The sequence below is a fragment of the Maribacter sp. LLG6340-A2 genome (assembly GCF_045057105.1).
Classification (GTDB): Bacteria; Bacteroidota; Bacteroidia; order Flavobacteriales; family Flavobacteriaceae; genus Maribacter.
This window is the reverse complement of the sequence record NZ_CP159332.1, coordinates 3,412,981-3,427,407: the sequence shown is the minus strand read 5'-3', so window position 1 is coordinate 3,427,407 and position 14,427 is coordinate 3,412,981. Positions and strand designations below refer to the sequence as shown.

5 protein-coding genes are annotated in these 14,427 nt (G+C 36.2%); all 5 read left to right on the top strand.

The features are described 5' to 3' along the window. The first annotated feature begins 47 nt into the window (after positions 1 to 47). The 5 genes from ABVM52_RS14520 to ABVM52_RS14500 all read left to right on the top strand — a co-directional run bounded on the left by ABVM52_RS14520 (position 48) and on the right by ABVM52_RS14500 (position 14,392). Positions 48 to 1,796, top strand: coding sequence for a RagB/SusD family nutrient uptake outer membrane protein (locus ABVM52_RS14520; RefSeq protein WP_405381725.1), 1,749 nt, complete (start codon positions 48 to 50; stop codon positions 1,794 to 1,796). Positions 1,797 to 1,908: 112 nt separating this feature from the next. After that, a complete protein-coding gene (locus ABVM52_RS14515; protein WP_405381723.1) occupies positions 1,909 to 5,466 on the top strand; it encodes a VCBS repeat-containing protein in 3,558 nt (1,185 codons plus the stop codon). Between the two features lie 149 nt (positions 5,467 to 5,615). Further along, positions 5,616 to 8,957 carry a VCBS repeat-containing protein gene (locus tag ABVM52_RS14510; RefSeq protein WP_405381721.1) on the top strand — a complete coding sequence of 1,114 codons (3,342 nt, stop codon included), beginning with the start codon at positions 5,616 to 5,618 and terminating at the stop codon, positions 8,955 to 8,957. A 338-nt stretch (positions 8,958 to 9,295) separates the two neighbouring features. Further along, positions 9,296 to 12,586 (top strand): SusC/RagA family TonB-linked outer membrane protein, encoded by a 3,291-nt coding sequence (locus ABVM52_RS14505; RefSeq protein ID WP_405381719.1) that lies wholly within the window; start codon positions 9,296 to 9,298, stop codon positions 12,584 to 12,586. Between the two features lie 48 nt (positions 12,587 to 12,634). Then, positions 12,635 to 14,392 carry a RagB/SusD family nutrient uptake outer membrane protein gene (locus ABVM52_RS14500; RefSeq protein WP_405381717.1) on the top strand — a complete coding sequence of 586 codons (1,758 nt, stop codon included), beginning with the start codon at positions 12,635 to 12,637 and terminating at the stop codon, positions 14,390 to 14,392. The last annotated feature ends 35 nt before the right edge of the window (positions 14,393 to 14,427 follow it).

Sequence of the window (14,427 nt, the reverse complement as noted above, 5' to 3'; positions counted from 1 at the left end):
ACAAAATTAACAATACAATAATTAGTAACTTTAAGAAAAAGTAAACTATGAAAACATTTAAATTAAAAAAAACATCGTTACTCCTTGGCGCGTTGCTTCTTGCATCGATGTCATGTAGCGATGAATTTTTGCAGGTAGCCCCAACGGACTCCCTTGCAGATTCACAGGTAAGTACCAAAGCAGGTATTGACGGTTTATTGATCGGTACATATTCTGCCCTGAACGGAGTTTTTGGAAATAGGTTCGAAGGCCCTAACCATTGGGCAACAGGATCAATTGTTGGTGGAGAAGCCAACAAAGGAACAGATGCGGGTGATTATAGCTCATTGAACCCAATTCAGCGTTATGAAGCCAGTCCCGTAGACCCTAATAATGATTTTAACAATCTTTGGAGAGGTAGGTATGAAGGGGTAAGCCGTGCCAATAAGGTGTTATCGGCCATTGCCAATTCCACTGAATTGACCGCTGCAGATGCCACAAGACTTTCTGGGGAAGCTAGAATGTTAAGGGGCCACTTTTATTTTGACCTTAAAAAGCATTTTAACAATATTGTTGTTTTTGATGAAACCGTAGCTCCAGAAGATTTGGCTACCTTACCAAATAATGGTGATGCTTGGGCTATTATTGAATCTGACCTTCAATATGCCTATGACAACTTGCCTGCAGTAAATGGTGACGGTAGAGTAAACAAATGGGCTGCTGGAGCACTTTTGGCCAAGGCCAAACTGTACCAACAAAAATTTGGTGAAGCAAAGGATTTGTTTGATGATGTAATTGAAGAAGGTGTAACATCCAACGGACTTAAATATGCACTATTAGATGATTATGCCCAGATTTATAACGCTGAAAATGACAATCATTCAGAAGCTGTTTTTGATGTGGAATCTGCAAACAATACGGGTAACGTACAAAATGCAAATGCTTTTGACGACTTAAACTATCCATATAACACTGGTCCTGATGGTCCTGGTAACTGCTGTGGGTTCTTTCAACCAAGTTTTGAAATGGCAAATTCATACAGGACAGGTGCAGACGGACTACCTTTATTAGATAAATCATATAACAACCCAGAAAATGCGGTTAAAAATGATTTTGGTTTGGAAGCAGACGAGCCATTTGTAGAAGATGATGGTCCATTAGATCCTAGAATCGATCATGCTATTGGTAGAAGGGGTATTCCATATTTAGATTGGATAGAGCACCCAGGTAAAGCCTGGATTCGTAGCCAACCTTATGCCGGACCATACTCTCCTAAAAAATACATCTATTATAGAAGCCAAGAAAATAGCTTTACCGATGGTAGTTCTTGGACACGTGGTTATGCAACTATGAACTATACAATTATCCGTTTTGCCGATGTTCTCCTTATGGCTGCAGAAGCAGAAATAGAAGCCCCGGGCGGGTCATTGGACAAAGCTCTTGAATATGTGAATATGGTTAGAAGAAGAGCTGCAAATTCAGAACATTGGGTAAAAGAATATGATTCTGACGAGAATGCCGCTAATTATGTAATCTCTGAATATACTTCGTTTCCTAATGCCGATTTTGCTAGGGATGCCGTACGTTTTGAAAGAAAGCTTGAACTTTCTGGTGAAGGCCACCGTTTCTTTGATTTAGTAAGATGGGGTGTTGCAGCAGAAGAATTGAATGAGTATTTGGACTATGAGTCTACCTTATTAGTAACCAAATTTGGTGGTGCTAGTTTTGTAGCTGGAAAAAATGAATTTTTCCCAATTCCACAAGCTCAAATTGATATTACCGGTGCTGATATACTACAACAAAATCCAGGTTATTAATCTGTAAATAGCACTATTGACTAAATAAAAAAAGGCTACCGATCACGGTAGCCTTTTCTTTGTAAATCTCTTTAGGTTCTTGCATATTTGTAAATGCACATTAATAATGAAAATGAACAGATTACCGCTACCCTTATTTCTATTATGTAGTATATGTATACACATAGGATGCAATGATAATAAACAGAAAAAACTTTTTACCGTTGTTGACCAGAATACAACCGGGCTTCATTTTTCCAATCCAATTTTTGAGAATGATTCTATAAACATCATTGACAATGAGTTTGTATATAACGGTGCCGGTGTAGCCATTGCAGATGTAAATGGCGATGGTCTTGATGATATTTTCTTAGCTGGAAATCAGGTTAATAATGCCCTATACCTAAATGAAGGAAATTTAAAGTTCAAAAATATTAGCAAAGAATCCAATATAGGTAAGACCGATAGCTTACAATGGTCATCTGGAGTCACGGTTCTTGACATTAACTTAGATGGTCTTCAAGATATATATGTATGCAATACATTTAGAAAAGATAGTATTCAAAGAAAAAACTTGTTATATATAAATCAAGGAAATAGCAACAATAACATTCCTGTTTTTAAAGAAGAAGCTTCCAATTATGGTTTAGATGATTCTACCTATTCTTCGCATGCACAATTTTTTGATTTTGATAATGATGGTGACCTAGATGTATTTATTGGTGTTAACCGTATAGAAGGCATTAATCCAAATCAATTTAGTCCGTTAACAGATGACGGCACCTCAAAAAGTAGGGATATATTATATGAGAATGTATATGTAGATAGTTTATCTGAACCAAGATTCATAGATATTTCAGAAAAGGCCGGCATTCGCTACCATGGTTACAGCCATAGTACCATCATTCATGATTTTAATGATGATGGTTGGCAAGATATTTATGTGGCAAACGACTTTCTAAGCAATGACCTTATTTATATTAACAATCAAGACGGTACTTTTATCAATAAGGCGGGAGAAATTTTTAAACATTTTAGCCTCTCCTCCATGGGTAGTGACATTACCGATATGGATAACGATGGAAAAATGGACATATTTACTACAGAAATGCAGCCATACTATAATAAAAGAAAAAAACTTTTCCAGGGTCCAAGTAGTTATCAAAAAGAAATTTTTACCAAGAAATTTTTATACGAACACCAGTATACCAGAAACACTTTACAACATAACTTAGGTACAAATCCAGAAACAGGCCTACCTATTTTTGGTGAGGTAGGTATGTATTTGGGCATACAGGAAACAGATTGGAGTTGGGCTCCTTTATTTGCAGATTTCAACAATGATAGCTGGAAAGATTTGCTGATAACCAATGGATTCCCAAAAGATGTTACTGATCGCGATTTTGGTGATTTTAGAATTACCGCAAGTAGATTGGTAAGCAAACAAACATTGATCAATGCCATTCCCGAGATAAAGATTCCAAATTTTATTTTTAAAAATATTGAGGGTAAAGAATTCCATGATGCCACCCAAGATTGGGGTTTAAATTTTGGAACGTTCTCCAATGGAGCCGCCTATGGAGACCTTGACAATGATGGAGACTTGGATTTGGTCATCAATAATATTAATGACCCCGTCTTACTTTTAAAAAACAATGCAAACGAATTGTTACCTGAAAAAAACTACCTAAGAGTAAAATTAATTGGAGACAAAAAAAACCCAGATGCCTTTGGTAGCACAGTGGTAACTTACTATGAAGATAAAATACAACGACAGTCTATTTTATCAGGTAGAGGGTATTTATCCCAACCAGAAAAAACACTTCATATTGGTTTAGGTAAGACCCTACAAGTGGACAGTCTTAAAATTATATGGCCAAATGGCAATACTCAGCTTGAAGTAAACCCTAAACTCAATGAACTGAATACGTATTCATATCGTCCTAACAATAAACGACTATTTCATAAAAACAAACCCATTTTTAAAAAAGCCTCTCAAAATCTGGGCATAAAACATGTAGATAAAGACGAAGATTTTATTGATTTTAATTTCCAAAGAACCCTGCCACATAAATTTTCCCAATACGGTCCATCTATATCCGTAGGTGATGTTAACGGAGATAGTTTAGATGATATCTTTATTGCCGCAAGTAGAGGTGAGGATGAAACTTGGTTTATCCAAACCGAAAATGGCACATTTAATAAATCCATCGTCTCTTATAAAAGTGACAAAAAACTAGAAGATGATTCCGGTTCACTGTTATTTGATGCCGATAATGATGGGGACCTAGACCTTTATTTGGCAAGGGGTAGTGCCCAATATCCAGCAGGGCATGAACTATATAAAGATAAGCTGTTATTGAATGATGGTAACGGAAACTTTTTGGAAGCCATCAATTCTATTCCTGAAATGTTTTCAAACACCAACTGTGTAAAAGCTGCCGACTTTGATAAAGATGGCGATCTTGACCTATTTATAGGTAGTAGGGTTTTACCTTTCTCCTACCCTATTGCAGATAGGTCATATATTTTAGAAAATCAATCTAACGGCACTGAAGTCAAATTTGTTGATGCTACTGCAAAAATTAATGCGGTCCTAGAATTTCCGGGATTGATAAGCGATGCTATATGGACGGATTTCAACAATGATTTTTGGCCAGATTTAATATTGGTAGGTGAATGGATGCCCATTAGATTCTTTGAAAACAAAAATGGAAAACTCATAGAATTTAAAGACAATACTGAAATACAAAATAAACAGGGATGGTGGAACAGTATTGCTGCAGGAGATTTGGATAATGATGGCGACGTAGATTATGTAATTGGCAATGTTGGCCGTAATTTAAATTTTAAAGGAGACAAAGAGCAACCTGTAAGACTTTATGCAAAAGATTTGGATAATAATGGAACCATTGATCCTTTACTCTCTTTTTACCTTAGGGATAGCTTGGGTACCAAAAAAGAATACCTCTATCACCCATGGCAAGATGTCACTAAACAATATGTAGGAATAAGAAAAAAATACAATTCTTTTGGCGAATTTGGTTCTGCCACAATGAACGAAATGTTTAATGATGATCAACTGGAAGATGCAAAAATTTTACATCTTAATTATATGGAAACATCCATAATTGAAAATCTAGGTGGTGGTAAATTCAATATTCATTCCCTACCAATAGAGAGCCAATATGCGCCAGTTTATGGAATTTTACTTCAGGATATTGATACTAATGGGTTTTTGGACGTTATACTTGTTGGTAATGATTTTGGAATGGAAGTGCAACAGGGTATGGCAGATGCTTTTAACGGTTTAGTACTTAAAAATAATAGGAATTTTAATTTTAAACCTTTACCAATAAGCGATACACATTTTTTTGTGCCAGGAGATGCAAAATCATTAGTGAACATACTTGTTCTTCAAGACAAAGAGGTAATCATAGCATCTCAAAACAATGATTCATTAAAAATACATGAATACGTAGATCATAGAAAAGGCACACATGTTAATTTTAAAAGCAATGAAGTAAAAGCAATTATTGAGTATAATAATGCTATTAGTAAAATCCAAGAAGTGTATTGGGGAAATAGTTTTAACTCTCAGTATACCTCTCGCATTTATATAGACAATGATGTTGAACAAATAAAATTTTATAACATAAGCGGGGATATTACCAGAACGCTAGAATATTAGTATACCACCGTTTATACTTATATTTCAAACAATAATCAATTAGAAATCAATAATGTTTGGCATTTTATGTTCCAAGAAAATATGCCGCATTACATAATAAAAATCAGTGTAAATTAGGAGTATCAATTAAAATAATCAATCCATACCAAATGCGCATCCTTTCAACCTATACAATTTTACTTCTATTAATAATATTCTGTTCATGCTCCAAAGAACAAAAAACATTATTTGAAAACGTTCCAGCATCTGAAGCAGGAATTGAATTTAACAACCTAATAATTGAGACCGATAGTTTTAACATCCTAACCAGCGAATATATTTTTAATGGTGGTGGTGTTGCCATTGGAGATTTTAATAATGATGATAGACCGGATATCTTTTTTAGCGGCAATCAAGTTCCAAACAAATTATACCTAAATCAGGGAAATTTTAAATTCAAAGATGTTTCAAAAGAAGCAGGCATAGAATCCACAAATACTTGGAATACAGGAGTTGCCTTGGCTGATATTAATAATGACGGCTTTTTGGATATGTATGTATGTTCCGCAATGCTTACAGAAGAGGAGAATAAAAAAAACTTACTCTTTATTAATCAAGGGTTAAATAAAAATCAGGTTCCAGTATTTTTAAACAAAGCAGAGGAATATGGTATTGAAGAGTCGGGCAACAGTATGGGTGCTACTTTTTTTGATTATAATAAGGATGGCCTTTTGGATCTATACGTATTGAACAATGTGGATATTCACATACTACCTGCCAATTACCGTAAAAAAACAACTGATGGTTCTGCATTAAGTAATGATAGACTATATAAAAATAATGGTGACGGTACATTTACCGATGTTACTTTAGAAGCAGGAATAACCATAGAAGGTTATGGTTTAGGCTTAGCCATTTCAGATTTGAATTATGATGGGTGGCCAGATATATACGTAAGTAATGATTATTTGACCAATGATGTTCTTTATATCAATAATCAAGATGGTACGTTTACCAATAAAATTAAGGAGAATGTCAAGCATCAAAGCAAATTCTCGATGGGCAATGATATTTCAGATTTTAATAACGATGGCTTTTTGGACATTCTGACCCTGGATATGCTTGGGGAAACCAATCAAAGACTTAAAACTACATTATCTGGGCATAAGTATACAGAATACATACTTAATGAAAGGTATGACTATGAATATCAACACACTAGAAATATGCTTCAAAAAGGCAATGGTAGCAACATTCCTTTTAGTGAAATAGGGTTGCTGGCCGGGGTTTCCAAAACAGATTGGAGTTGGTCTCCCCTATTTGCCGATATGGATAATGACGGCAATAAGGATATTCTAATCACCAATGGTTTTCCTAGAGATATTACCGATCTTGACTTTGGTGATTTTAAGTTTAACGTAAGTAGGTATTTAAGTCCGGCTCAAATACTGGATTCTATTCCAAAAATTAAAATACCCAACTATGCTTTCAAAAATAATGGCGATAATACGTTTGAAGATGTGAGTACTACTTGGGGACTAGGTGTCCCCTCCTTTTCCAATGGGGCCGCATTTGCTGATTTAGATAATGATGGTGATCTGGATTATATCATAAACAATATTAATGACAAAGCTTTACTTTTTAAAAACACCGCTGATAAGCTTAACAAGAAAGAACATAACTTTTTAAGTATAAAGCTAAATGCAACCAATGCCCTAACTGTAGGCGCAAAATTGGTTCTAACATTACCAGACGGTACATTTCAGTACCATGAGCACAATACCTATAGGGGATATATGTCAACGGTAGAAAATCTTGTTCATTTTGGGTTGGGCGTAGAGGATAAGGTCAAAAGTATTGAAGTGTTATGGCCAGATGGAAAATTTCAAAAATTGAACAATATAAAGGCCAATCAAAAAATTGAATTAAAACACGTAAATGCATCTTTTGTTTCGTTGAATGAACTCAAATTTCCCCTAGTTCAAAATCCGCCTAAAACAATTTTCAAGGAAGTTTCAAAATCCGTTGGCATTCAATTTAAACATGAAGAAACGGATAAGATAGACTTTAATATTCAGAGAACGCTACCGCACAAGCTTACACAAAATGGACCACAAGTTGCCGTGGGAGATATTAATGGTGATGGCAATGAAGATTTTATCATAGGAAGTTCTTCAGGGAATTCACCACAATTGTTCATACAGGATACAAACGGCAATTTTGGTCAAAGATCACTATACAACAATGAGGATAATTTAAAATTTGAAGAAGAGAGTATAGTATTTTTTGATTTGGAGAATGATGGCGATTTAGATTTGTATCTAGTATCAGGAAGTAACGAGTTTAAATTAGGAGACCGTTCTTACAATGACCAATTATTGCTTAATGATGGCAAGGGCAACTTTAGTCAAGCCATAAACAAGGCACCAGTAATTAATTCTAGTGGATCGGTTGTCGTGGCCAATGATTTTGACAAAGACGGTTATGTAGATCTTTTTATTGGGGGAAGAACACCCTATGGCCAGTACCCTACCCCTGAAAAAAGTTTTCTATTAAAAAATGTATCGGGAACCCTAAAAAATGTAACAAATGACCTAGCTCCTGAAATGAACGACTTAGGCATGGTGACAGATGCATTATGGGCAGATGTGGATCAGGATGGTTTTGAAGATTTAATAGTGGTAGGCGAACTAATGCCCATTACAGTTTTTAAAAATAATGGTAATTCACTAAACAAAATTGAGAAAACAGGAGTTGATAACCTATTAGGTTGGTGGGAAAGTATTTCCAAAATCGATATAGATAAAGATGGAGATTTAGATTTTTTACTAGGAAACATGGGAAGTAATAATTTTTATAGCCCTACGTTGGAAAAACCGACAACGGTAGTAGCTAAGGATTTTGACAATAATGGCACTATAGATCCTGTCGTTTTTGCCTATTTTAAGGAAAGTTTTGAAAACCCCGTTCAAAAATCATTTCCTGTTCATTTTTGGGCAGATTTAAATGGCCAAAGTCCATTATTCAGGGCAAAATTTAATTCCTATAAATCTTATTCCAAGGCTACTATTGAAAACCTATTTAATGATAATGAAATTAAAGGAGCCACAACCTTAACGGGTAATTTTGATAAAAGTATTGTTCTTAAAAATTTAGGCAACGGATCTTTCAACTATTCTGTTTTACCAAATGAGGTTCAATATGCGCCAATCAATGATATGGTTATCACCGATTATGACAATGACGCATTTGAAGATATTTTATTGGTTGGCAACAATTTTGGTAATGAAGTCTTTATTGGAAGAAACGATGCTTTTAATGGCCTTTTGTTAAATAATGATGGAAAAGGTAATTTCAAAACCATACCTACAATAGAAAGTGGCTTTCTAGTACCAGGTGATTCTAAAAGTATTGCCATGGTGAAAAGCAATATAAAAAACCATCCTTATTATATCGTGACTCAAAACAGAGACTCAGTTCGTGTTTTTCAAAAAAATCAAATACCTGATTAGTTTTTTTGTTTTGTTACTGTTTTCGTATAAAACTCTTACATCGCTAAATATAATTTAGTAATGGTATTGTCTTTTTAAATACAAAATTTTTGAGGATTACTTTACCATTATCCGTAAACCTGCCATTTATAATGTAGTTAAATACTTCCAACAAACTACCAACAACACCCACACAACGACCAACAACAGCTTTAAAACCACGAACGTTAATTCGCAAAAAAATCAAGTATCTATTCTGTATTTGATAAAATATTAACTAAAATTATTATAATTTTACATATATCTTAACGTAATTTAAGATTATACAACAAATCAATAATTAACTAAACAACTTAATCATGAATCAAAAACTAGATTTTAAATCAGTAAAATCCAAAGAAAGACTTTCCGTCTTAAAAACAGGGGTTTTATTGATTTTGGCATCTATGTGCTTACAAAGCATAAAGGCCAATGAAAAACCAAAGGAATTATCGAGCTATGAATCATCTAAACTTCAAACCACTGTTACCGGTACAGTGCTAGATGATTTAGGTACTCCGCTACCTGGCGCAAGTATTATTGAAAAAGGTACAACCAACGGTACGCAAACAGATTTTGATGGCAATTTCACGATTAACGTTGCTTCATCGGCGACATTAGTTGTGAGTTATGTAGGCTTTAAAACGGTAGAAGTGGCAGCAAGCTCTTCCCCCATTTCTGTAACGCTAACCGAAGATGCCGCTGCTTTAGATGAGGTTGTGGTAACCGGTTATGGCTCACAATCTAAAAGAGATGTAACGGGCTCTGTATCTACGGTGGATGTTGAAGAGCTAAATGCTGTTCCTGCCACCACCTTTGCCCAGCAACTTCAAGGTAGGGCTGCCGGTATTGGAATTGTAAACGATGCCACACCAGGTGGTGAGGCTACCGTAAGAATTAGAGGATTTGGTACTATTGGTAATAATGACCCCTTATATGTTATTGATGGGGTACCATCAAGGTCGCAAGCAAACCTTAACCCCAATGACATTGAATCCTTACAAGTTCTTAAAGATGCATCCGCAGCTTCCATATATGGATCACGAGCTGCAAATGGGGTAATCATTATTACGACGAAAAAAGGTAAAATGGGTAAACCGGTCATTACTTATGACACTTATTACGGCTTACAATCCGGTCTAGGAGAAGTAGAAGCTTTAAATGCATCGGAATTAGGTGAATACCTTTATTTAGCTGACCTATATGCGGGTAAAGCTCCAAGTCATGGCCAATATTCTTTTGGGCCTAATGGAGAAATAGGAATTCCTGATTATGTTTTTCCTAGTGGTGCTATGGAAGGTGACCCAGGTACTGATCCTGATCTGTACGCTTTAGAAGAAGGCAATATTAATGCCATTGTACGTTCTGCAGATACAAATTGGTGGAAAGAGGTCACAAGAACCGCACCTATTTTAAACCATCAAATTTCAGCATCCGGTGCAACTGAGAATGCAAGATATGCCTTTACATTAGGGTATTTTGAACAAGATGCAATAACAAAATTTGTGGGTTATAACAGAACATCTATTCGTGCAAATACAGAATTTAGGGCATTGAACAAGAAATTGACCATTGGTGAAAATCTATCGGTAAACTTTGATAATAGAAAAGGTGGTTTTGGAAACGATGAAGAACAAAATGCCGTATCGGGTTCATACAAGCACCACCCTTTGTTACCTATATATGATATAGCAGGTAATTTTGCCGGTAGTAGAGGTGCCAATTTGGGAAACAACTTTAACCCGTATGCAACTTTATTTAGAGAGCAAGACAATAGAACATATCGCTTACGTGTATTTGGTAATGTTTTTGCCTCTTATGATATTACAGAAGATCTACAAGTTAAATCCAGTTTTGGTGTAGACGCAACCGGAGAAAGAGGTAGATATTTAAGAAGACAAAATCCAGAATATGTAGAAGGTAACTTTATAAGTGGGTCTACTTCTACCAACGGTTATGAATACCAATGGCAATGGAATACGGTTTTGACCTACGCCAAAACCTGGAATGAAGTTCACAATTTTGATGCTTATATAGGGGTTGAAGGAATTGAGGCTTATGGAGAAGAATTTGGCGCCAGTAGAAATGGGTATGCTTTTGAAACCCTTGATATTCAGCGCTACTTGGATTTAGGAGATGCTACCACTGCTAGTAATTACGGGTTTGCATTTAGAGATTACACCTTATTCTCTGAATTTGGAAAATTAAATTACAACTACGACGGTAAATATTTAGCTCAGTTTATTCTAAGAAACGATGCTTCATCTAGATTTCAATCAGCTTCTAGAAGTGCTATTTTCCCCGCATTTAGTTTAGGCTGGAGAGTATCTGACGAAACATTTATGGATAACCTTGAAAAGGTAGATGAATTAAAAATAAGATACGGCTGGGGTAAGACAGGTAACCAAGAAATTGGGGACTACAACTCTTATACAACGTACCGATCTAATATATTCAATGCTGGGTATCCTATTGATGGTGCTACCGGTGCACCTACACTTGGTTTTGATGTTCAAAGTTATGGTAATCCCAATGCTAAATGGGAAACAACTACTTCTAATAATATAGGTATAGATTTATCTATGTTTGACAGACGTTTTAATCTAGGATTGGATCTTTGGGACAGAATAACAACCGACATGCTATTTAGAAGACAAATTACCTATACCGCCGGTGATGCACAGGCTCCATTTTTTAATGTTGGGGAAATGACAAACAAAGGTGTAGATCTACAATTATCATGGGACGATAAAAAAGGCGACTGGGGTTACGGTGTAAGCTTCAACCTCTCTGCCTATAAAAATGAGGTTAACAGGTTAAGTGAAACAAATGACGGTACGGTTTTATTCGGTGATGCTTCTAGGGTACCTTCTCTCACTATTACTCAAGTAGGAGAACCAATATCGTCATTTTACGGATTTAAAACAGAAGGAATCTTTCAATCTCAGGCAGAGGCAGAAGCTTGGCCTACATACGGTAGCTATAATGCCCCGGGTAAATTAAAGGTTACGGATATCAACAATGATGGTGAAATAAATGATGATGATCGTACCATAATTGGTAGTCCGCATCCAGATTTCACATATGGTATCAATTTAGACTTCAGTTATAAAAATTTAGCTCTTAATATTTTTGGTAATGGTTCTGAAGGAAATGACATTTATAATTATGTTAGATACTTTGCCGATTTTAACACTTTTCAAGGAAACCGCTCAAAAAGGGCACTTTACGATGCTTGGCAACCTTCAAACCCGTCTGCACCAGTTAGTGATTGGGTAGCCGCAAACCCCAATGCAACAGTTCCAATTATGGATGCAAACGACCAAATTAGTAGTAGACCTTCCTCCTATTTCCTTGAGGACGGAAGTTATTTTAGGTTAAAGAATGTGCAGCTGACCTATACATTTCCTTCAGATTTGATGGAAAAAGTAGGAATTTCAAGAGGCCAAATATATGTACAAGGTCAAAACTTGGCCACATGGACAAAGTATACTGGACTAAACCCTGAAATTCAAGCGGGCAACAGAGATGATGCTACCTTAGGCTTTGATGGTGGCTATATGCCAGTATCTAGGACCTACACTTTAGGACTAAGATTAACGCTTAATTAAAACCAATTGCTTAAAAAGCTATCATTTAATGAAACATATAAAATTTTAATGATGAAAAGAAAAAATATAATATTAATAGCATTTATCTGTATGGCCATTTTTACCGTTGGCTGTAGCGATGAATTTTTAACACGAACTCCAGAAGGTCAATTTAGCACCAATAGTCTTGAAACTGAAGATGGACTGGACGGTATATTACTAGGTGCCTATGCCATGATTGATGGTGCCGGACTAGATGGTACGAACGATTGGAATGTTACCGTAGAGAATTGGGCGTTTAACATTGCATCTGATGATGCCTTAAAAGGTACCGATGCGGGTGATCAACCAGAACAATCGTTTATAGAAGCTTATGATTATCAATCTTTTAATGGTCATATTACAAACAGATGGCGATCATTGTTCAAAGGGGTTGCAAGAGCCAATAATGCAATCAATGCAGCCAATAGCATTGAGGGTATTTCAGATGAAAAAAGAACCCAAGTTATCGCGGAAGCCCGATTTTTAAGAGGTATATTTCATATGGAAGCTCGTAAAATGTGGAGAATGCCTCCGTACATCAGTGAAGAAAATTACATTTTAGATGATGTAGAAAGTACAAAAGTGCCTAACGATCGTGAAATTTGGCCATTCATAGAAGCAGATTTTGAAGCTGCAGCCGCAAGTTTACCAGACACGCAATCTCAGGTTGGCAGACCTACGAGTTGGGCCGCGAAAGCTTTTTTGGCCAAATCTAAAATGTATCAAGGATGGGATGAAAACGGAACCCCTAATACCGCAAAACTTGGTGAGGCCAAAACGTTGTTAGATGAAATAGTAAACTCAGGCATATTTAGCTTGGCCACTAAATTTGAAGACAACTTTTTAGTAGCTACCAGAAATAATCCAGAGTCTATTTTTGAAATCCAATATGCAGTGAGTAGCGCTGCAGATCAAGCATCTAGTAGAGGTATGGGCCTTGCCCATCCTTATACCGATCCTTGGGGCTGCTGTGGGTTTTATCAAGCATCACAAAATTTGGTCAATGCGTACAGAACGGAAAACGGTTTGCCCTTAATTGAAAATTTCGATGCTGAAGATATTAGCATTGATATCAATGAAGATGGTACAAGTGCAGAAACAGCAACCTTAGACCCAAGAATTGATCATACCTTGGGAAGGCCTGGTATCCTTTATAAAGGCTTCAAAATTTATCAAACAGATTTTGTTAGGGATCTATCATACGCAGGTCCTTTCTTTTCTAAAAAGCATGTTGCAGAACCAGAAGGTTTTGGTGTAGGTGGATGGGGAAATTTATCTGCCAACAACTACAGATATATGCGCTATGGAATGATTTTATTATGGTTGGCAGAGGCCGAGGTAGAAGTAGGTAGTTTAGAAAAGGCACGTGAGCTTGTTAACGAAATAAGGTCTAGAGCCGCTAACCCAGATGGCTTTGTACCCCTTGCCACCCAAGGTACCGATAGAAATGATTTTAGTATTGTTGAAGGTGAAGCTGCTGCTAATTATGACATTGCTACTTACGACACACCTTGGACGGATAAGGCAGCCGCAAGAGAAGCCGTTCGTTTTGAAACAAGGCTAGAATTTGCAATGGAAGGTCACCGTTATTGGGATTTAGTACGTTGGGGCGTTGCTGCTGAAACGCTAAACAGTTACATAGCCAGTGAATCTCAACATAGAACCTATTTGGTAGGAAAGTCCTTTACGAAAGGAACTAATGAGTATTTCCCCATTCCTAGCCAAGCTATTGATAGATCTGCCGTGGATGGTCAACCAACTTTGACACAGGATCCCAATTACTAAAATTTAAGTTTTATCATTTGTTCGTTCAAGAGAGG